Genomic DNA, 21,407 nt, shown 5'->3' with positions numbered 1-21,407 from the left:
ACTAAAGGAGGAACCTTATTTGGCCGTATCGATGAAACGCCGGTTATTAAATAATACGGACGTTATAGCAGCAATCGGGATGGTAGGCATCGTGGTCATGATGGTTATCCCTCTGCCGGCAGCCTTATTGGATCTATTAATTACTCTCAATATTACGGGATCAGTCTTAACTTTAATGATTGCCTTTTTTGCCAAGGAACCCTTAGAGTTCTCGGCTCTCCCTTCCCTTTTATTGACCATGACCTTGTTTCGGCTGTCCTTAAATATCTCGACGACACGCCTTGTCCTTCTCGACGGTTATGCCGGACAAGTCATCCAGCAGTTTGGACAATTCGTCATTCGCGGCAACGCAGTTGTCGGTTTTGTCGTCTTCTTTATCCTGGTGATTGTGCAATTTATAGTTATCACCAAAGGGGCTGAACGTGTTTCAGAGGTGGCTGCTCGTTTTACCTTGGATGCTATGCCTGGAAAGCAGATGTCCATTGATGCAGACCTTAATGCCGGGATGATTAACGAACTGCAGGCTCGTGAACGGCGGAAAGGTATACAGCGGGAAGCTGACTTTTATGGAGCTATGGATGGCTCCACAAAGTTCATTAAAGGGGATGCTATCGCCGCAATTATTATTATGGTTGTCAATATTCTGGGAGGTTTTATTATTGGTGTGGCCATGCAAGGCCTGCCTTTGCTTGATGCCCTGAACAAATATACGATTTTAACCATCGGCGACGGCTTGGTTTCCCAGATACCGGCGCTGTTAATCTCCACAGCGACAGGCCTTGTAGTGACTCGGGCAGCTTCAGACAACAGCTTAGGCCAGGATTTGAGCAAACAGTTGTTCCAAAATCCGACGACGCTTTTTATTACGGCCGGAGTTTTAATAACTTTAGCTCTCTTGGGTTTACCGCCGATCCCTATGTTTATAGTAGCAGCATTTTTAATTTTTGCCGGCTTGGCGATCCGAAAAAAATCCAAGGTTTCTGTTGTTAAGGAAACGGTTGCTGCTCGGGAATCAGAGATTGCTGAGAGCAAAAAACCGGAAAATGTCTTGAACCTTTTGCATGTTGACCATATGGAACTGGAACTTGGCTATGCCCTGGTAGCCTTAGTCGATGTGCAGAGAGGCGGAGATTTGCTGGACAGAATCGTGCTCATTCGCCGGCAAATAGCCAGTGAGCTTGGGTTTATCGTTCCGGTGATTCGGGTTCGCGACAATATGAACTTACAGCCTAATCAATATGTCATTAAGATTAGGGGAGCGGAAATTGCAGCCGGTGAGATCCAGGCTGATCATTATATGGCCATGAGCAGCGGCATGGATGACGATGCTATTCCGGGAACGCCGACCAGAGATCCGGCCTTTGGACTTGAAGCGAAATGGATCAATGCTATGTACCGCGAACAGGCAGAGCTTAAGGGCTGGATGGTTGTCGATGCTCCGACAGTTTTAGCCACCCATCTTACGGAAATTATCAAGACGAATGCCTGGGAGATTCTCAATCGCCAGGATGTAAAAACGCTTATCGATCATGCCAAGGAACAAGCTCCTGCCGTGGTCGAAGAGCTCATGCCAGACATACTCAGTCTGGGACAAGTTCAGAAAGTCTTAGCGAACTTGCTGCGAGAAAGAGTCTCCATCCGAGATATGGTATCGATCTTAGAAACCTTAGCCGATCAAGCTCAAACCACGAAAGATATTGACCGTCTGACAGAACATGTCAGACAGGGATTAGCGCGTCAGATTACGCAGCCCCTGGTCGGCAAGGATAAAACGTTGTCTGTCTTGACGTTGGATCCGACAAGCGAGCAGCAAATTCTAGACAGTATTCAACCGTCTGATTATGGCTCTTTCTTAGCTCTGGATCCGAAGCTATTACAAGTCTTTGTTCAAAATCTTTCGCGAGAGGTGGAAAAGTTTGTGCTTAAAGGGCTGACACCTGTGTTAGTTTGTGCTCCGCTCGTCAGAATTAACATCAAACGAGTGACAGAGCGGCAGCTTCCACATCTCATCGTGCTTTCATATAACGAATTGGTCCAAGGTATACAAGTTCAAGCAATAGGAATGGTGGGGATGGATCGTGCGAGTTAGGCGGTTTGTAGGTGATAACGTTGCCGAAACCATGGGGAAAGTTAAAAGAGAACTTGGATCAGAAGCCGTTATTCTTCAGACCCGTGAATTTCGCGAAGGAGGCTTTCTCGGTCTTTTTGGCACGATGAAGGTTGAAATTACGGCGGCTATCGAGGAAAAACCGGCACTTGGCCTTAACACTCCGAGATATGAATTTAAACGCGAGGAGGAAAGAGCAAGCAAAGTTCCTCCCGTTTTAGATCCTCCAGGCCACCAGGAAATTTTGCAAAATGATTTAAAGTCCATGCATTTATTGTTGGAAAAATTAAATCAGAACATTGAGATCCTGGGAAGTGAAAAAAAGGTCTGGCCCTCAGTTCTGCAAAAATGGGCAGATCGTCTCCAGAACCGAGGAGTTAGTGAACCTCTGATTAAGTGCCTGATCGGGCATGTCCAACAAATTCTGCCGGAAGATAAGTGGGAGGACGACGACCAAGTTTATGCGCAGATTGAAGCAGAAATGATACAAATCTGCGGACCAACGGGTCCGATCCAGACAGATAGAGAGAAGCCGCAGGTTATTGCTCTCATTGGTCCGACAGGCGTTGGCAAAACAACAACGATTGGTAAACTGGCGGCGGGTTTTAGTATTGTTGATAAGCGAAACGTAGCCTTGATCACGGCAGATACGTATCGTGTTGCTGCTGTCGAGCAAATCAAAACTTTTGGCGAGATTATTGGAGTGCCCGTAGATGTCGTAATGACACCCTCCGAACTTCAGGTGGCCATGAGCCGTCATCAGGATAAAGATTTAATTTTTATAGACACTGCAGGCCGAAGCCCTCATCATGATTTGCATATGTCGGAATTGAGGGCATTTTTGAAAAAGGCCAACCCTGATTACACAATGCTTGTGATGAGTGCGACGACACAGCTTGCGGATCAGTTAAAGATCTATCAACGTTTTAAAGACTTGTCGACCCATTTTATCTTTACAAAGCTCGATGAGACTGAGAGCCCTGGGGTAATCTTGAATTTCTTGGATCAGGCAAAACTCCCGACAGCCTATTTAACAAACGGTCAAAATGTCCCGGATGATATTGTTGCTGCTAACTCAAATCGGTTGGTACGCTTTGTGTTTGGAGAGGGGAAGCGCTGTGAATGATCAAGCTAGCGCCTTGCGTAAGTTAGTCTCGAAAGAAAAACACGAACAAACGAAAATGAGAGTTCTTGCTGTGACGAGCGGCAAAGGTGGGGCAGGGAAAACTAATTTCACAGTTAACCTTGCTTTGGCCTTAGCTGAATATGGAAAACGCGTCATTATTCTTGACGGGGATTTGGGCCTTGCTAATGTTGATATTTCCTTTGGTCTTACCGCCAAGTATACTATTGAACATTTACTGGCCGGAGAAAAATCCATTGAGCAGATTCTCCTTACTGGTCCTCAGGGAATTATGATCATTCCGGGCGGTGCCGGAGTCCAAGATCTTGCCAACATGGAAAAAGACAAGATTGCTAATGTACTAACGAATCTTGGACGGCTGGAGGGCTTAGCTGATGTGCTGCTAATTGATACGGGGGCAGGGATTGGACACACGGTAACCAACTTTCTGCGGGGAGCAGATGAGATTATACTCCTGACAACGCCGGAACCTACGGCTTTGATTGATGCTTATGGTGTACTTAAAACCTTGAATAAAGAAACGATAAAGGTACCTACGCACGTCGTTGCCAACAGGGTACGAACAGAAGGTGAAGCACAGGCAACCTTTACGCGCTTGGAAACTGCAGCCAGCAGATTTCTAAAGGAATCGATTGATTCCTGGGGCTGGGTTTATGATGATCCTTTGATGGGCCGTGCCGTTATGCAGCAGGTTCCCTTGGGAATCGGCTATCCTGAAAGCTCAGCTTATCGCTGCATACAGTGGATTTCCAGCACGATTGTTGGGGCAAACAATTATCCGCCTCGTCAAGTTGAGGGAATCAAGGGCTTTTTAAGCAAATTGCTTCGTTCCCATTCGTAAGGCCAAGTCAATAAGTTAAAGGGGGGGAATGATTTTGTCATATAGTGAGAAGCTTTCACACGGTCTTGCTATAGATCTTATCGTGCTCGATGGAGAATATAGTGGAAAATATCGATCCCGCATTGAGGAAGTAGGAGAAAAAATCCTCACAGTAGGTGCACCTTACGAAAAAGGCGAAGTTGTGCCCCTGCGTGAAGGGACAAAGGTTATTATTACTTTTTGGGATAATTTGTCGGCTTATGAGTTCGAGGGGGAGATTATGCAGCGAATTGCAGTTCCCATACCGCTTTTTGTCTTGAAGTTTCCTGATGCCATTAAAAAGGTTCAGCGTCGTAATTTTGTCCGAGTCCCTGCCTCCTTTTCTATTTCCTTTAGAACTGTGACCGATGAGGGACTAAGTGATCTTTTCAGAGGTACGATGGTTGACTTAAGCGGCGGGGGTGTACGCTTTATTACCGATGAAACGGTGGAGAATAAAGCACTTCTTTATGTTCTTTTAGGTCTTCCTAACGGAGAAATTCGGACGTCAGGCCGTGTTTGCCGGACAGCGAAGATCGAAGAAACGAAGCGTTATGATGTTACTGTCGAGTTTAGTGATCTTACAGAACGAGAAAGAGACCATATCATTCGCTGTGTTTTTGAACGCCAAAGAGAAATGCGAAAGAAAGGGTTGATATAGAACTATGGAAGTGACACAGTGCCAACTGGATGCCCTGCGTGAAATCGGAAATATTGGCTCCGGCCATGCTGCTACGGCTTTATCCACCCTCTTACAACGACGGATTGATATGTCTGTACCAGAAGTTTGGGCAGTTCCTTTTGAACAGATTACGGCGATCGTGGGACAATTGGACACACCTCAGGCGGTCATTTATGTCAAAGTTGAAGGGGCGGCTCCCGGGAAAGCGGTTTTTTTCTTCCCTGTCGAAAGTGCTGGGATTGTCGTTCAGGCTCTTTTCGGGAACAGCGAAGAAAGGGATCTTTTCAGCGATGAGATGGCACAGTCGGCTTTGAAAGAGGTTGGAAACATCTTGGTGAGCTCTTTCCTGATTGCTTTAACAGAGTTTTCAGGTATCCCTCTTCAAGCATCAGTGCCGGCGCTGTCCATAGATATGATAGGGGCACTTTTAGACGCAATTTTTCTCGAGGAAGGGACGCTGGACGATACTGTGTTGTTTATTGATACGCAGCTTTCCGGATTGCCAAAAATTGAAGGACAATTCATCTTTCTGCCTGATGAAGGTTCTTTGGAAAAATTGTTAGGGGCAATGGGATTATGAGTGGGATTATCACTGTCGGCATGGCTGATTTTAAAACTGCGAAATCTCCGGATCTCTTAATGACAGCCGGATTAGGGTCTTGCATCGGAATTTGTGTCTATGACCCAGCTCTAAAATTGGGTGGAATGGCCCATATTATGCTGCCTACTTCAATAGGAAGTCAAGGCGGGAACCCGATGAAGTACGCAGACACTGCTCTGGAGCTCATGTTGAGGCAAATTTTAGATATGGGAGCAAGTCAATCTCGTCTCAAAGCTAAAATCGCCGGCGGCGCACAGATGTTTTCGTTTCCGGGAAAAACGCCTGTTCTCAAGATCGGAGACCGCAATGCTGAAGCAGTAGACCAAGAACTGAAAAAACATAGAATTCCGCTGTTGGTCTCTGATGTCGGCGGAAGTTTTGGCAGAACGATTCATTTTAATGTGGCGACAGGGGAACTACGCATTCGAACCATTAATCATGGGGAAAAGGTGGTTTAGCGACCATGAAAAGCAACCCGAATTTCACGGTCTGGTTGATGCGCATTTCTCTTGTAGTTGCTCTGATTGTTGCTTTACTTAGTTGGGTTAATGGGGTAGAGATATTTAATGTCATTGTGCGGGCGGGCGTTTCCTTTGGAATAATGTTTCTGCTCTTAATAGGAACCTTAAGAGCTTTTGAGAAAACTGCTTTGCCGCAGCCTGGAGCGGATAAGAACGAAGCGGGACGCGGCGGGTTAGTTGATTTTTCCGTCGGAGAGGATGATCTTACGTCATTTATGCAAAGTTCTGATGTTCCCGGGCAGGTAGACAAAGATTTAAGTTTAGGCTTACCGGACAGCAAGAAACAAGCCGATATTATACGTCGAATGGGTTGGGGAGGTGAGTAGACTTGATACCAAATGCTTATGAATCCGTTTCACGGGGACAATTGAAACAAGAGTATATTGAACGGTATTTACCTTTAGTCAAACGTATTGCCGGACGTTTATCTATGTCTCTCCCGCCCCATATTGAGGAAGATGATATCATAGGATATGGAGTTTTCGGGCTGCTCGATGCCATTGATCGCTTCGAAGCTGCTCGCGGGTTTAAATTCGAAACCTATGCTTCTATTCGGATTCGAGGAGCTATGATCGATGGATTACGAACGATGGATTGGGTCCCCCATTCTGCCAGACAGAAGGTAAAACGAGTTCAAGACGGTTTTGCAGAGCTGGAATGTCAGCTGGGGCGTGCAGCTACTTCTGAAGAAGTTGCTAAAATGCTGAATGTTAAAGTCGAAGAAATCGAAGGGGTTTTGGCTCAAGCTCAGGTGCTGACCTTGACGTCCTTTGATGAAACGACAGTTGATAGTGAAGGTGAAAGCAGCGGCTCGCCTCTTAATTTACTGATTGATGATGACGCTCAAGAGGCCTACCAGGCGATTGAAAAAGAAGAACAAAAAAAGATCCTTGCTCTGGCTGTAGAAAAATTGCCTGAGAAAGAAAAGTTAGTCGTTGCTCTTTATTATCAAGAAGAACTTACGCTAAAGGAAATTGCCGCTGTCTTGAAGTTGTCAGAATCCAGGATATCCCAGCTCCATTCCCAAGCGATTATGCGCTTGCGGGGAAGACTCAGCCGGCAAAAGAAAAATTTGTTCTAAACATTCTAATGTTTTAGGGGAACTTTGTCGATAAAACTAATAGAGTTATGAAGGAGGTGATGGCAGGCATGGCAAGTATTGATGTCCTTTCGGAAGTTCCCAAGGGCGGCAGCAAGACAGGAAATGCATCAACCACCAAGGGAAAAACTGCGGCAGACAGTTCCGGCAACGCAGCAAGTGCTTTCGCACAAATGCTTAACGGTCAGATTCAAAGCAAATCAGCCGCAGATACGAAAGGGCAGAGTTCTGGAGCAAGTCACGATGCACAGAAAAAGCAGACTAGTCAAAACTCCAAGCATATCTCAGAGAACACGTCCAATGAACAGGGAAGTGTGATGGGATATGCTAATTTGGCGTTGCCTTTTCTTGCTCAGATGAGGCTGCAGAACGAATTTCCGGCAGGCAAGGAGGCTAATTCCGGAAACAAAGCAAGCCTGGAGACGGTGAATTCATTGACGGTTAACTCAGCAATGTCTAAGGGTTCGCTCTTAGATAGTAAGAACCTGGAGTTAGCTCTGATGAATCTTCTTTCTCAGTCTTCAGATGAGGTTTCTTCCCAGTTAGGGACGACAATGGTGAAATCTCAGGGGATTAACCCCGCAATTTCGGAATTGGATAAATATAAACAGGTTATCGCTGATCTATTGAAAGAACTTTCCGGTAAGATTACTGATATTTCAGGAAAAAGTACTGCCTCAAATTCAGGAATTAACCTGAAAAATGGTGATGCTAAGACTAACCAAGAGTTCGCAAAAATCATCCAAGGATGGCTTATGGCTGCAGGTGATGACGGAGCAGAATCCCAAGCTGCTCAAATCGCTCAAAACGCTCAACAAGATGTCAACGGGCAACAAGTAAGTCAAGAATCGTCTGCCAGCCTGGCATTAGGGGTTGGTAAGGATAACGCCTCGACTTTGGATTTGAATACTTTATTACAAGGTATTCTCGGTTTCTTACAGGATGAAGGAGAAAAAGGCAAGCAAAAGACAGATTTATACGCCAAGCTTGATAGTTCCTCCGTTACGGGGTCTAACGAGAACAAATCGGTTCAGGACTCAAAAACTTCTTTGTTGACGGCTCTAAGCAATTTACTTAGTGAAGAAAACAAGGGTACTGAAGATACAGTTTTGTCGTCTAAGACTGAAGGTTTGGTCGCTGGGTTTAACAAGAACAGCTCTGCAGCAAGTGCAAAGTCTTTCTTACAAACCTTTTTGAATTCGCTTGCCGGTAATGGAGATGAAGGCTCCAAAGATGCATCCTTGCTGACGAAGGCTAAGGGAATTCTTAATGAAGAACTTATTAATGAAACAAGCACGAAATCCAATGAACCTTCAGAAGTAAAAGCTATGCAAAATCAAAATCAAAATCAAGATCCTCTTTTGAATATGGGGCTAACCAATAATATTACAGCGGCTAACGTCACAGACGGGAAGACAGCCGCTATTCCAGTTTATCAGCAGATCTCTGCGGCAGTTAGTGAGCAGCTTATGAACAGGCCGCAGGTTTTGAAACAGTTGGACATTCAGCTTCAGCCGGCAGATTTGGGCAAGATCCAAATTGACCTGCGCTGGGAGAATGGGCAGGTTCACCTTCAAGTTCAGGCTTCTCAGGCCGCAACAGGCCAGCTGCTGCAAAATCAATTGCCGGATTTGCGTCAAGCCTTGGCAAATCAAGGAATTAACTGTGGCATGATGCAAATGAGTTTGGGCGGAGATCGTCAACAGAATTCTCAGGGACAAGAATCCACTCAATCTCAACAACGGAGTACAACCACTGCTGAGGACGAAGAACTTGCACCAATCCTAAACATTCCTTCGTTAGATGAGGATGGTTCTAACCAGCTTAATGTTACCGCTTAAAAGGAGGTATATCCTTGAGTAATACAATCGATGGAACAAATTCTGCAGCGAGTGCAAGTAATACAAAAAATACAAGCAATACAAATAGTAATTCTATCCTGGGAAAGGATGACTTTCTCAAATTGCTTGTAACTCAGATGGAAAATCAAGACCCTATGAATCCTATGGATGATACTCAATCTATTGCTCAGATGGCTCAGTTCAGTGCCCTGGAGCAGATGACCAATATTGCAACTGGCATGGATACACTGAATACAAACTTTTCTGCTTACAACCAACAATCATTGCTTGCCCAAGGAGCGGCCCTAATCGGCAAGTCCGTGAGTGGGATGGACACAGATGGCAAAACTCCAATTTCCGGTACCGTCGAAGCGGTGAAGTGGCTTGACGGTGACCCCAAACTTCAGATTCGCAAGTCCGACGGAACGCTGGTGGATTTGGAAATGAGCATGATTACACAAGTTCAGGATCAGCAGATCGCTGGTAGTACAACGAGTTCAACTAATACCAGCGGTACAACTAATACTACCGGTGCAACTAGTCCAACCAACAGTACGCCTAACAAGTAATACTGATTTATCCAGTTTTGAAGACCACCACTTCTATAAGTGGTGGTGGGTCCTGCGTTAACTTCAGGTGGGGTAGAGTCCTCCTTCGCCGCTAAGTATTTCTATTGGGAAAGGCGGCTCGGCAATAATGTCCACTGGACATTATTGTATCTGAAGCCCCGATGTTCAGCTTCAGCTTTAGCGTAAGCGAGTTCACCATTTACTTGGCATTAAATCTACAGCATTAAAAATATCTAGGTAAACGTGCATGAAACATATAAGGGAGGAAATACAGCTATGATGCGATCGCTTTATTCGGCGATTTCTGGGTTGAAAGCTCATCAGACAAAGATGGACGTAATTGGGAATAATATTGCAAATGTAAATACACCTGGTTTTAAGAGGAGCACTGTGACTTTTGCGACGGCTTTAAGCCAGACAATACAAGGAGCTTCAACGCCAACCGCCAGCACTACTGGGGGTACAAACCCGATACAGGTTGGTTTAGGTACTTCAATTGGAGCCATTAATCAAGTTATGACTCAAGGGAGCAATCAGACCACAGGCAACCCTACAGATATGATGATCCAGGGGTCGGGTTTCTTTGCTTTAAAGACAAACGCAGGGGATACGGTATATACTCGTTCAGGTAGCTTTACTTTTGATGGCAGCGGTAACTTAGTGGATCCGGCGACTGGTGCAATGGTACTGGATACCAGCGGCACGCCAATTAATATTGATCTGAACGCAAATACCTATAGTATAGATTCGACAGGGGCTATTACAGTGATTCCAAAGGATGGAACCACCCCTTCTTCGGTGCTGTCTAACGGTATAGGGATAGTCCAATTTACAAATGATGCTGGACTGCAGAGTATCGGAAATGGCTATTATACTGCCACAAATAACACCGGAACAGCTACTACCTATGGAGTAGGCGGTTCATCCGCTTACCCATCGAAAACTTCGTTAGTGACTGGCGCTCTGGAAATGTCCAACGTTGACCTTTCCCAGGAGATGACCGATATGATCACAGCTCAGCGTGGATTCCAAGCCAATTCACGGGTTATTACCGTATCAGACACCCTTTTGCAAGAATTGATTGACCTCAAACGTAGTTAATCATTGACTTATTAAGGAATATTTCATAGACATCTTATAGTTACCATGTTTAGAAAGTACATGAGCATAGCGATAGAACACGGAGGGCTGCTTCATGCGCCTATTAGGAACTGGTGCGGCGGGGATTCGTGCGCAGCAACTGGCGATTGATACCATCGGAAATAATATTGCCAATGTCAATACATTGGGCTATAAAGAAAGTCAAACGGATTTCGCCGAGGCTTTGTCGACACAGGTGCAGACGGCTAATCCCAAATTCACCGGGAATACGGCGATTACTACCGGTGTTGGAGCCGGGGTTCTGACAAATGGAATCGGGACCAATTTCCAACAAGGTACGCTTTCTCCCACAGATCGTCCCTTGGATTTGGGTATTGATGGGGCGGGATTCTTTCAGGTTAAAACGGCGGATGGAAATACAGCGTATACTCGGGTAGGAAATTTTCAAGTTGATGGTTCGGGGCAGTTTGCGGATATGCAAGGGAATCTGCTTCAACCGAGCATCAAGATTCCTGCCGGAGCGATTAACTTAAAGGTTTCAGCTAAGGGAAACGTATCGGGCGATGTGGCGGGCAAGGAGACGACCTTCGGGCAGATTTCTCTTGTAGGCTTTCAAAACCCTGAAGGGTTATCTAAAAATGCCGATAATCTGTATACGGCAACGGTTAATTCCGGGGCACCCCAGGTTGGCCAGCCGGGGAGCACCATGGGGAACGTCACCTTAGGAACGATTCGCGGTCAGTCTCTGGAACAATCGAATGTCGATTTGGCCACCTCGATGACGGATCTTATCCAGGCCCAGCGGGCCTACCAATTGAATGCCCGTTTAATCTCCGACGGAGATCAGATGTGGGGTATCGCCAATACCATTAGGAGGTAAGAAAAATGTCTGGTTGGTTAGATGGGCCGGTCTTAAGTGTTTTGCAAAAAGGCCTTGAGGCATCCAGTTTACGGCAACAGGTATTGTCCAACAATGTGGCCAATGTTGATACTCCAAATTTCAAACGCTCTGATGTAGACTTTCAAACGGTGTTGGGGACAGCATTAGGGAAAGACGGCGGAATATTGCCGATGAAAGAGACTCTTCCCCAGCACCTTTCTGGTGTCTTAGGGCCGGATAATAATGGAGTTGTTCTAGATCAATCCACGTCATTACGAAATGACGGCAACAATGTGGATATTGATAAGGAAATGTCCAATGTTGCCGAAAACGGCCTTTATTATGAGTCTCTCGCTCATACTATCTCTTCTCAATTAGGATTGCTGCGGATGGTTATTCAGCAAAAGTAAATTTAGATCAATAAGGCGGGAAGTCGAGTGATTCGAGGATTATATACGTCGGCTTTGGGAATGCTGGCAACCCAAACCCAAAGTGAAGTTATTGGCGATAATATTGCAAATATAAGGACACCCGGGTATAAAGAGGAGCTGGCCAGCAATCGGGCTTTTGACTCCATTCTTACAGACCGTATAGACTCTGGTAACGTGGGTTCGGAGGTTGCACCAATCGGTTCCATGGTAACAGGAGTCAGTGTTGACCGCGGTTCTGTGTTGAATGCCCAGGGTGCTCCGCAAAAGACAGACCTTAAGACAGATTTAGCCTTAACCTCGCCGGGATATTTTGTGGTTCAGACGCCGCAAGGAGAACGATATACCCGTGATGGTCATTTTAAGCTCAATGCCAATGGAATGCTTGAGACTCCTGATGGGTATGCAGTGCAGGGCCAAAAGGGTTCTATCGGTCCTCTTAGCCCCGATTTTAGCGTTACGGCCGATGGGACTGTTAAGGATAAAGGGCAAGTGGTTGATCGCCTGCGGATTGTTGATATTCCGGAAACAGCCTTAACTCGTGAAGGACAGTCACTTTACAGCTCCACTCAGGCGGTTCAAGGCTCGGCAAATCCTCAAGTGCTTCAGGGTTCTATCGAAGCATCGAACGTTGATCTTTCGGGAGAAATGGTTCAAATGATGACGGTCATGAAAGCCTATGAAGCGAATCAAAAAGTGATTCAGACTCAAGATGAGATGTTGAGTAAGGCTGTTAATGACGTCGGGAAGATTTAGTTAAGAAGGTGAATTCATGCCAGTTCAGGTGGTTATTTTTAAATTAAATGAAGAAGAATATGCCATGCCCATCGATATTATTCGTGAAATTACCCGCTTGGGAGAGCTGCGGACGATTCCGCAGGCTCCTTCCTATGTTTGTGGCTTGATCAACCTGCGGGACGAGGCCATCCCCATTATTGATCTGCACGAGCGGTTTAGTTTCGGAGGAACAAAGGATAAATCGGACATAGATGCTGAGCACGAGGGACACAACACCTTTGCTCTAATTACCGAGGTTCATGGCGAGAATGTCGGTTTTGCCGTCGATCAAGTCCGGGAGGTTCGAATTTTGGAGAATATCGCACCACCGCCTCCATTATTGACTGCCCCTTTCATTGGTGGTATTGCCAATCTCACCGATAGGATTGTCATTCAACTTATTCCGGAGGAGATTCTTCGCAGCAGCGAGGTTGAAAGCTTGAGTCAATTAAAGTCATAATTTTTGGTAAGCTTTAGGGTCAGAGCAGGAAAGGAGGTATCGGAATGAATATTGCCCAAATGCTTCTTCTCTTTCAAGTTCAGCAGATGAATGCTTCCTGGCAGTCTGGGCAAGGGGATGAAGGACTATATGATACTGGAGGAAGCGGAAATTCCGGGTCTCAGCTTTTTGCTGCCTTGCTCCAGGCCGCTATGGGAAGTGGAACGGTTGGATCTGGCGGATCTCAAATGAAGGATTATCAGAATTCTTCTGACCTTCAGTCTGTCAATAAAAGCCCTGGTTCCCTGGATAACCTCATTAATTCCATGGCCCAAAAATATGGAGTTGATTCAAACCTTATAAAACAGGTTGTCAAAGCAGAATCGGGATTTAATTTCAACGCTACGTCGTCCGCAGGGGCTATGGGTTTAATGCAGCTCATGCCCGGTACTGCTGCATCGTATGGTGTCCAGAATGCCTATGATCCGATTCAAAACTTGGACGGCGGAACCCATCTTTTGAAGAACTTGCTGGATCATTATCAAGGGAACATTCCCCTCACTTTAGCGGCTTATAATGCCGGTTCCGGCGCTGTTGATAAGTATCGGGGGATTCCACCCTATAAAGAAACTCAAAACTATGTGCAAAAAATTATGACTGGGTTGAATCAGAGAGATTGGGAAGCGTAAAATTTATAGGAAGGATGGTAGCGTGAATAAAAGAACTAGGTGGATCGCTTGTTTTTTGACAATTGTTTTCTTGCTTTTGCCTGTTTCGTCAGTATTAGCGGCCACCACACCTACATCATCTGCCTTAGGTTTTAAGATATGGCCGACAGTTACTGTTAACGATGTCAACAAGATTTGGAAAGTTTCTTTTAATAATCCTCTTTTGAGCTCGAGTGTCAATAGCAATACCGTGTATGTAACGGACAGTAAACAAAAGAAATTTTCGACAACGGTGAAAGTGTCAAATGATGGTCTCTCAGTCATAGTAACGCCTTCGAGTCCTTATAAGTCGGGTGAGGATTATTTTTTGTATGTAACTAATGGTGTGTTGGCTCAAGCCGGTTCTCCGCTTGGGGAGCAGATCGTTGTTCCCTTTAGTGTAGACTCTTTGGCCGGGCTTTCACTTGAGGTTGATGTTACGGACGATCTTAAACAGATTCTGCCAAGTTATAGCTTTGGCTCTCTGTCTCTGGTCGATTCCAACGGGAATACTGTGGCACCTACCTTCAATGACTACGCGACCGGAAAATTCACCTTTTCCATAGGGCAAAGCGGCGATTATTTCATCAAATATATAAGTACTGTTAATAATATGTTGACGACAGAAACTGTTAAATTATCAAAGATTACAGTACCGACCAACGGGTCATCAACATCGGTCAGGAAAGTATCCCTGGTTATTCCGACAGAAGCAGGGATAACTCAGGGAAAATCGGGTTCAATCGGAGGCAGTATTGTGCCTGACAATCTGAGCCAACAGTCAAACAGACCCGCACCTGTAGCCGTGAACATATCGAATTCCACGACGACTTGGAGCACTACGACTGATTCTTACGGGAATTTTAATGTTTATTTGCCTACTGGAACTTACACTTTAGTCGTTGATGGGAAAAGCTCAGAATACAAGAAACACAGTTATAAGCTGACAGTGTCCGGCGGGCAAATGGCTACCCCAATAGACACATTTATCAATGTGGAGGATCCCATAAATAAACTTGGACTACAGCTTAACCCGCCGCTTGTGGACAATGGATCTGGCGGTTTAAGCGGAATTAATGCTGCGACTACTGTAATTGCCGGAAGTGTAAATCTTGATGCAGTTGTCAATATCTACGATACGCTGCCGGCAACTCCGAAATTGCTAAAATCGGTGAAACCTGATAAAAATGGGAATTTCAGTGCAAAACTGACCTCGTTAAAAGGGAAAAAAATTGAGATCCAGGTGATTGACAGCTCGGGTAATACTTATACTCTGGATATGAATTCTGTTGTATCATAACCAAAAATAACCTCTATGCGAGGTTATTTTTGGTTTAAAGCAAAGTATTAAAATTAGAAGATAATGCCTTAGATAAAATGTTAATTTGTATTGATTTTAAAGTGGGAGCTTACGGTTAGATTAACAAACTTTAAAGAGGGTATATGATGGCAGCTTATTATCGCTATCTTTGGAGTGCGACCTGGCCTAGTCTGATCGGGCTTTTTTTGATCTGGGGGCTTGTCCTTGGGCGTTTGGGTTGGAAATTCAGGTATACCTGGCGTTTTGAACATGATGCCTTGGGCTTTATAGTGTTTGGGTTGAAAGTTCTGATTTGGGCAGGATTCTTAGGTGTTTATACAGAATTGTTATTACTGTCCCAGCCGGACTGGTTTAAGCAGCCAGGGGTTATTCAAGGCTCAGTTATGGGTAAAGCATATGACTCGAGATTAGGGGCTTATGTTCTGGAAGTTGGGGATAACAAGAAACAACAGCCCTTTTATATTGATCATAAGGCTTATGAGCAGATTAAGCTTAAAGACCAGGTTAAATTAACGTATTTACCCGTGCGGAGAGATGTTGTGAGCTGTGAAGTTCTCAAAAGTTTGCATTAAAGTCAAAATTCCTTTAAAATTGGATAACAAGAGGGGGGTTGATTAAGCCTTAACCAGGAAAGACTACTTTCAGGACTGGAAACAATTTTAGGGATTAGTTACTGATTTTTTGAATTTATTAAAGTTCTATAAAGATCGTCAATATCTATGGTTTTAACTGAAAAAGTACTGGCTTAATATGATATAATGAGAATAAGATAGGGTATGAACTTGATGCGGAAAGGAGAGTGGGTATATGCGTGTACAAAAAGTTAATGAGCATACCATCCGCATCTTTATCTCCTTGACAGAACTTACTGACAGGGATATTACGATGGCTGATTTGTTTCAACGATCAGCAAAAACGGAACAATTGTTTTGGGAACTTATTGCGCAAGCGAGAGAAGAAGTTGAATTCAATTTAGACCAACCCTTTTGGATTCAGGCTACTGTGGCGACCAATGATGAGTTTGTCATTACCATTATGAAGCAAGAAGAACAACTGGAAGGGTTGATCAAAGAAAAGGCTGTACGCAAACCCGTAAAGGGACGTGTGACGGAATTAGTTTATGTTTTTGCTGATTTCGAAGATGTGGTTTCTGCCGTAGGAAGATTACCTGTATTTAACCAATTGCGTTCAAGCCTCTATCTGTTTGAAGATGAATATTACCTTATCTTAAGTCGGATGGGAGCAGGGAAGAAGAGACTCTTGGCCGAAGCTGTTCTCGATGAATACGGGGAGATTGTAGCCATTGCGAGCGCTTTCTTAGGTGAACATGGGACGGTTATTATTCCCGAAAAGGCAGTGCAGGTACTCAATAATTCCTTTAATAAGCCTGAGCCAAAGGAGAACGAGTAAATTCGTTCAGGTAAAACTGAACATTGAGGCTTCGGTGTAAACCAGGGGCTTGGGACTGTCAATAAGATAATGAATGCTATCTGAAAATTGAGCCTTCACGACACGTAAGTGACGGAAGGCTCTTAATTATAATCTTTAATATTAAGCTTACCCTCAGCTCCCAAGATTTCGAGGATAAGACATACATAAGTCAAAGGTGATTTGCCTCAGCCGAAAGAAAATATTGCCGGTATCTGGTGCAAACAGCGGGTGCAAACGTTTTTACCTTTAAACTTTTGAACCTCCATGGTTTCTCCACAGAAGATGCAGGGCTGGAATCGGTTTTTTCTACGAGCAAGTTCAGAAAATGAAATAATAACAGCTTGTTGAGCTGGCTGGTGTAAGAGCTGAGTCAATTTTGTGCTGGACAATGAAATTCCTCCTCAATTAAGCTTGTGACTATATCATATGCTAATTTGGATGTCGAAATCCTAAAAAGTGTGCAAGCCTTAAGAATGTATAATCGGTCGCTTAAAAAACGGCCTGTAAGGAGTGGTAACCGATGGAGGAAGATAAACAACGGCGTTTAAGAGCACTTCCAGCAGTTCATGAAGTGCTGGCTCGTCTGGAAGCAGAGGCGGAATTCGGTCCCTTCTTGACGAATAAGAGAAGCTTGCCCCGGATAAAACATTGCGTTCGACAGCTTTTACAAAAAGCGCGCGAAAATGTCTACAGTAATACATCGGATTGGGGTGAGGATGTTGAAGCGGAGCTATGGCCGTGGCTGATAGACGAACTGTATCAAGCCTTGGTCAATCCTGAAACAAATTTGCGCCGCGTGATTAATGCCACTGGCGTTGTCTTACATACAAATTGCGGCCGAGCACTACTTGCACCGGAAATCGCCCGCTTCGTGGCTGCTCAAGCTGAACGCTATAGTAATTTGGAATTGAATATTGAGACCGGAGAACGGGGCTCACGCTATACTCTTGTTGAGCAGCTCCTTTGTGAACTTACCGGTGCAGAAGCGGCTATGGTAGTCAATAATAATGCTGCAGCTGTACTGCTGATGATGAATACGTTTGCCTTGGGCAAAGAAGTCGTTGTTTCCCGCGGCGAATTAGTTGAAGTCGGAGGGTCTTTTCGAATACCTGAAGTTTTAAAAGCCGGAGGGGCGAAACTCGTTGAGGTTGGAAGCACGAATAAGACCTGGTACAGAGATTATGAAGATGCGATTTCCACGGAAACAGCGCTTCTCCTGAAGGTTCACACCAGCAATTATCGCCTGGAAGGCTTTACTCATGCCGTTGCTGGAGCAGAGTTAGTGGAGCTTGGAGAAAAACGGGGTATTCCTGTCATGGAGGATTTAGGGAGCGGGAGTTTTTTTGATGGGATAAGTTTGGGTTTTCCTCCTGAACCAACGGTTCAGCAAACGGTAAAGGCTGGACTGGACCTGGTCACGTTCAGCGGTGATAAATTGTTAGGTGGTCCGCAGGCTGGAATTATCGTCGGCAAACGTCGCTTTATTGATCGTCTGAAAACGAATCAATTGACGAGAGCTCTCAGAATTGATAAGTTGACATTAGCTGCCTTAGAAGGAACACTCCGTATGTACTTAAATGGAGAGGGCGGGGAAATTCCTGTCTGGAGAATGCTCTCGTATTCTTCCCCGGAGTTGAAAGCCAAGGCAGAGGAACTGAAAACTGTTTTGGAACCGAGTAAGACTATTTCCGTTGAAATTAGAGAGGATGTATCGCAAGTAGGAGGCGGGGCATGGCCCACAGTGAATCTTCCAACATGGGTTTGTTCTGTCCGTCCCAAGCAAGGAAGTGTTAACGAACTGGAAAAGTTCCTGCGTTTGGGCCCAGCAGCGATTTTAACCCGCATCCAGAAGGATTGGATACTTTTCGATGTACGAACTTTGCTCGACGGAGACATTGAGGATATAGCTCAACGCATCGATGATTGGAAATAGAAGTTCACTCTGTGTTAGGTTGACGTTGAGAGTAATAAAGCTATAATGATAATTACAACGTGATGTACAGCCACAACGTATATTAAATTTTGGTGGTGACTAGAATGGAACTTGGTCTCAATAGTCAAGATAAAATCCGCTTGACCCAGTTCTCAACAAAAGCAGGCTGAGGATGCAAGATAGGTCCTGGGGACCTGGCACAAGTTTTGTGCTGCTTACCTCCAAATCAAGAAGATGCTAATTTGATTGTAGGCCTGGATACTTCTGATGACGCTGGAGTATATCGAATTAACGATGAACAGGCTCTTGTGCAGAGCGTCGATTTTTTTACTCCCGTGGTAGATGATCCCTATGCTTTTGGCCAAATTGCTGCGGCTAATGCTTTAAGTGACATTTACGCCATGGGGGCCAAACCTTTGACGGCGATGAACTTAGTCTCGTTTCCCATTAGTAAATTAAAGATGGACGTATTAGCCCAAATTCTTCAGGGCGGCAGTGACAAAATCCGGGAGTCGGGGGCGGTTTTGGTCGGAGGGCATTCCATTGACGATTCTGAGCCGAAATATGGACTTTCCGTTACCGGAGTTGTTCATCCAGATAACGTTCTTTCCAATGCTAAAGCTGAGGATGGAGATTACTTAGTTCTTACGAAACCTCTCGGTGTAGGAATTATTACGACAGGAATAAAGCGTGGTATTGTTTCAGCCAAGGCAGAACAAGAAGTTATTCAGGTCATGGCAGCTTTGAACAAGGGAGCTGCTGAAGCTGCAGTTGAAGCAGGTGTTCACGCGGTTACGGATATAACAGGTTTCGGATTGTTGGGACATTTACATGAGATGCTTTCGGCAAGCGGCTTAAGTGCTGAAGTATATGCTAAAGATGTCCCGGTTTTAGAGAGTGTTTGGCAATGTATTGAGCAACAGGCGATTCCCGGAGGGACAAGAGCCAATCAGCGTCACCTGGAAGGTTGGATAGAGTTTACTTCAGATGTACCCGAGGAATTGCAGGTTGTGCTCTGTGATGCTATAACTTCGGGCGGACTTCTTATCGCAGTTCCCCAAGATCATCTGGAACCTTTGTTAAAACAGCTGACTATTGCTCAAACGCCGGCAGCCGCAGTGATCGGACGAATCTGCGCCGGTCAGCCCGGAAAAATTGCGATTTTTCTGCGCCCATGATAAAATACCCCGTATATTGGAAGGTAGCGGGGGTATGAATTATGAGAGATCCGATGCAAGCCTTGGCTACTTGTTTTGAACAAGTAGCTTTTTTTTTCCCCAGCGGCAACCCTCGGCTTCAAGAAAGCTTTGAGCAGCGAGCAAGGTATCTGGATTCTAGGAATTATCCAAGAGTAGAACTTGTTGATACATTAAAAGCCTATCACCGCTTCTTAGGGGCAAACAAGGAAACGCTGCAAATGATTGACGAGCTGAGGCGCAATGAAACCCTGGTCGTTATTACCGGTCAACAAGCAGGTATTTTGACCGGACCCTTGTATACCTTATATAAGGCGATGACGATTATTCGCCTTGCCGAGGAACAACGGAAAAGGCTTGGACGGCCTGTAGTACCAGTGTTTTGGATTGCCAGTGAGGATCATGACTGGATAGAAATACATAAAACCTTCTTTCTAAATTATAAAGGGAAGCCTTTTCCCTGCAGTCTCCAGGGTGACGGAGAAGGAAAATCAGTGGGAATTCTGCCTGTTCCCTCCTGGGAAGCTATTGAGCTGCAACTTTTGCAGCTGCCTGATAGCGAATTTAGAGACTTAGTTCTCCAGCATTGCCGGCGTTTCCTTAATCAAGCAGAAAATCTCGCTCAATGGTTTGCCTTAACGTTACAGTGGCTGCTCCAAAAATGGGGCCTGATCTTGTTTGATCCTTTGCTGCCGGAATTCAAACGTTTGGCGGCTCCAATGTATGAACAAATCCTCAAATTACATTGTGGTGTTCGGGAGGCTCTGTTCCGGCGAACTGAGGCTTGGACAAAACTTGGTTTTTCAGCCCAGATTCAGCCCTTGGGAGGCGAAGTGAACTTATTTCTGGCCTATCCTGAACGCCGAGCAATTTTAAATCAGGGTCACGGTTTTTATTTAAGGGGCCAAGACAAAATCTTGGATAATGACGTTTTGCCTATGTTGTTAAGGAAAGATCCTGGAATGTTTTCTCCCAACGTTGTGACTCGGCCAATTGTTCAGGAATTTTTATTCCCCACCTTAGCCTATGTTCCCGGACCTGGAGAATTGAATTATTGGGCACAGCTGGGAGAAGTGTTTTCATCCTTTGGGTTTATTATGCCTATCTTATTTCCCCGGTTGTCGGCAGTTATCGTGACACCTTCCTGGCAGAAAACGCTTAGCAAAGAAGGATTGACGTTGGCTGATGTTTATCAGGGGTTAGATGGTTACAAAGAACGTTGTATTCGCGATCGGGATTCTCTGGATATTGAACATCGTATACAGCATTTGAGGTCTGTTATCGAAAAAGGCTATAAAGAATTGGAGCCTCTTGAGGATATTCATGCTAATGTTCATGATTGGATAATTCGGAACGAAATGAAAGTCAATCTCCAAATTGAATACTTAAGGAAAAAGCTCTGGCAAGCTCAGCGTAAGAAATATGGTGCGGTTCTCGAGGGTTTGAGGGTGCTTGAGGATGGGATTACGCCTAATAAGGGGAGACAGGAGCGGATCCTAAATCCTTTGTACTTTGTTACGCTGTTTGGTGAGGGTTTTATTGATCGTATTGCTGAACTTCCTTTAACAGGGGATTTTTGCGAACAGAATATTTTGCTATAGTATTTTTGGCAAAAGAAAAAGGTCCGAAAGGTTTAAAAGCGTTAAACGCATCCTTTCGGACTATTTGTATTTTTCAAGAGCTTCTCTAAAAAGTAATCATCATTTTTAATATAAATGTTAAGGCAGGGCTTTTAGATGCTAAAATTTGGTTATAATTCAAGAAAGAGCTT

23 protein-coding genes are annotated in these 21,407 nt (G+C 44.9%); 22 read left to right on the top strand and 1 reads right to left on the bottom strand.

Features of this window, described 5'->3' with window-relative positions:
• The first annotated feature begins 19 nt into the window (after positions 1-19).
• From flhA to B5771_RS12050, 19 genes are all read left to right on the top strand, one after another.
• Positions 20-2,089: a flagellar biosynthesis protein FlhA gene (gene flhA, locus B5771_RS12140; RefSeq protein WP_088187731.1), complete on the top strand. Its 2,070-nt coding sequence runs from the start codon at positions 20-22 to the stop codon at positions 2,087-2,089.
• Positions 2,079-3,233 (top strand): flagellar biosynthesis protein FlhF, encoded by a 1,155-nt coding sequence (gene flhF / locus B5771_RS12135; protein WP_088187730.1) that lies wholly within the window; start codon positions 2,079-2,081, stop codon positions 3,231-3,233. Before flhA ends, flhF begins: the two co-directional genes overlap by 11 nt.
• The gene (locus B5771_RS12130; protein ID WP_088187729.1) at positions 3,226-4,092 is read left to right on the top strand and encodes a MinD/ParA family protein; all 867 of its coding nucleotides are present in this window, start codon (positions 3,226-3,228) and stop codon (positions 4,090-4,092) included. The genes flhF and B5771_RS12130 overlap by 8 nt, the downstream gene beginning before the upstream one ends.
• A 34-nt stretch (positions 4,093-4,126) precedes the next feature.
• Positions 4,127-4,771, top strand: a complete 645-nt coding sequence (locus tag B5771_RS12125) for a flagellar brake domain-containing protein (RefSeq protein ID WP_088187728.1) — start codon at positions 4,127-4,129, stop codon at positions 4,769-4,771.
• A gap of 4 nt (positions 4,772-4,775) precedes the next feature.
• Positions 4,776-5,372 (top strand): chemotaxis protein CheC, encoded by a 597-nt coding sequence (locus B5771_RS12120; protein WP_088187727.1) that lies wholly within the window; start codon positions 4,776-4,778, stop codon positions 5,370-5,372.
• Positions 5,369-5,851, top strand: a complete 483-nt coding sequence (locus B5771_RS12115; protein ID WP_088187726.1) for a chemotaxis protein CheD — start codon at positions 5,369-5,371, stop codon at positions 5,849-5,851. The genes B5771_RS12120 and B5771_RS12115 overlap by 4 nt, the downstream gene beginning before the upstream one ends.
• A 5-nt stretch (positions 5,852-5,856) precedes the next feature.
• On the top strand, positions 5,857-6,240 hold the full coding sequence (locus B5771_RS12110) for a hypothetical protein (protein WP_088187725.1): 384 nt from the start codon (positions 5,857-5,859) through the stop codon (positions 6,238-6,240).
• A gap of 2 nt (positions 6,241-6,242) precedes the next feature.
• On the top strand, positions 6,243-6,995 hold the full coding sequence (locus B5771_RS12105) for a FliA/WhiG family RNA polymerase sigma factor (RefSeq protein WP_088187724.1): 753 nt from the start codon (positions 6,243-6,245) through the stop codon (positions 6,993-6,995).
• A gap of 68 nt (positions 6,996-7,063) precedes the next feature.
• The gene (locus B5771_RS12100; RefSeq protein WP_172408258.1) at positions 7,064-8,854 is read left to right on the top strand and encodes a flagellar hook-length control protein FliK; all 1,791 of its coding nucleotides are present in this window, start codon (positions 7,064-7,066) and stop codon (positions 8,852-8,854) included.
• Between the two features lie 14 nt (positions 8,855-8,868).
• On the top strand, positions 8,869-9,423 hold the full coding sequence (locus B5771_RS12095) for a flagellar hook capping FlgD N-terminal domain-containing protein (protein ID WP_088187722.1): 555 nt from the start codon (positions 8,869-8,871) through the stop codon (positions 9,421-9,423).
• A 276-nt stretch (positions 9,424-9,699) separates the two neighbouring features.
• Positions 9,700-10,524 (top strand): flagellar hook-basal body complex protein, encoded by an 825-nt coding sequence (locus B5771_RS12090; protein ID WP_088187721.1) that lies wholly within the window; start codon positions 9,700-9,702, stop codon positions 10,522-10,524.
• Positions 10,525-10,618: 94 nt separating this feature from the next.
• Positions 10,619-11,404 carry a flagellar hook-basal body complex protein gene (locus tag B5771_RS12085; RefSeq protein WP_088187720.1) on the top strand — a complete coding sequence of 262 codons (786 nt, stop codon included), beginning with the start codon at positions 10,619-10,621 and terminating at the stop codon, positions 11,402-11,404.
• Positions 11,405-11,409: 5 nt separating this feature from the next.
• A complete protein-coding gene (flgB, locus tag B5771_RS12080) occupies positions 11,410-11,814 on the top strand; it encodes a flagellar basal body rod protein FlgB (protein ID WP_088187719.1) in 405 nt (134 codons plus the stop codon).
• A gap of 27 nt (positions 11,815-11,841) precedes the next feature.
• Complete coding sequence (locus B5771_RS12075) at positions 11,842-12,588, top strand: flagellar hook-basal body protein (RefSeq protein ID WP_088187718.1); 747 nt, start codon at positions 11,842-11,844, stop codon at positions 12,586-12,588.
• Positions 12,589-12,604: 16 nt separating this feature from the next.
• Positions 12,605-13,069 (top strand): chemotaxis protein CheW, encoded by a 465-nt coding sequence (locus B5771_RS12070; protein ID WP_088187717.1) that lies wholly within the window; start codon positions 12,605-12,607, stop codon positions 13,067-13,069.
• A 44-nt stretch (positions 13,070-13,113) separates the two neighbouring features.
• On the top strand, positions 13,114-13,737 hold the full coding sequence (locus B5771_RS12065; RefSeq protein ID WP_088187716.1) for a lytic transglycosylase domain-containing protein: 624 nt from the start codon (positions 13,114-13,116) through the stop codon (positions 13,735-13,737).
• Between the two features lie 22 nt (positions 13,738-13,759).
• The gene (locus B5771_RS12060) at positions 13,760-15,055 is read left to right on the top strand and encodes an Ig-like domain-containing protein (RefSeq protein ID WP_088187715.1); all 1,296 of its coding nucleotides are present in this window, start codon (positions 13,760-13,762) and stop codon (positions 15,053-15,055) included.
• Between the two features lie 146 nt (positions 15,056-15,201).
• The gene (locus tag B5771_RS12055) at positions 15,202-15,648 is read left to right on the top strand and encodes a hypothetical protein (protein ID WP_088187714.1); all 447 of its coding nucleotides are present in this window, start codon (positions 15,202-15,204) and stop codon (positions 15,646-15,648) included.
• Between the two features lie 235 nt (positions 15,649-15,883).
• Positions 15,884-16,486 carry an adaptor protein MecA gene (locus tag B5771_RS12050; RefSeq protein ID WP_088187713.1) on the top strand — a complete coding sequence of 201 codons (603 nt, stop codon included), beginning with the start codon at positions 15,884-15,886 and terminating at the stop codon, positions 16,484-16,486.
• A gap of 206 nt (positions 16,487-16,692) precedes the next feature.
• On the opposite strand, the gene B5771_RS12045 is transcribed toward B5771_RS12050, so the two are convergent.
• The gene (locus B5771_RS12045; RefSeq protein WP_088187712.1) at positions 16,693-16,896 is read right to left on the bottom strand and encodes a hypothetical protein; all 204 of its coding nucleotides are present in this window, start codon (positions 16,894-16,896) and stop codon (positions 16,693-16,695) included.
• Positions 16,897-17,027: 131 nt separating this feature from the next.
• On the opposite strand from B5771_RS12045, the gene selA reads away from it, so the two are divergent.
• The 3 genes from selA (at position 17,028) to bshC (ending at position 21,237) form a co-directional block, all read left to right on the top strand.
• A complete protein-coding gene (gene selA, locus B5771_RS12040) occupies positions 17,028-18,440 on the top strand; it encodes an L-seryl-tRNA(Sec) selenium transferase (RefSeq protein WP_088187711.1) in 1,413 nt (470 codons plus the stop codon).
• Positions 18,441-18,544: 104 nt separating this feature from the next.
• The gene (selD, locus tag B5771_RS12035; RefSeq protein ID WP_088187710.1) at positions 18,545-19,618 is read left to right on the top strand and encodes a selenide, water dikinase SelD; all 1,074 of its coding nucleotides are present in this window, start codon (positions 18,545-18,547) and stop codon (positions 19,616-19,618) included.
• A gap of 41 nt (positions 19,619-19,659) precedes the next feature.
• A complete protein-coding gene (bshC, locus tag B5771_RS12030; protein ID WP_088187709.1) occupies positions 19,660-21,237 on the top strand; it encodes a bacillithiol biosynthesis cysteine-adding enzyme BshC in 1,578 nt (525 codons plus the stop codon).
• Positions 21,238-21,407 lie beyond the last annotated feature (170 nt).

The organism is Desulfosporosinus sp. FKA, assembly GCF_002196785.1.
Classification (GTDB): Bacteria; Bacillota; Desulfitobacteriia; order Desulfitobacteriales; family Desulfitobacteriaceae; genus Desulfosporosinus; species Desulfosporosinus acididurans.
Note: the sequence above shows the minus strand (reverse complement) of the source record. Positions and strands in the feature narration are given on the sequence as shown.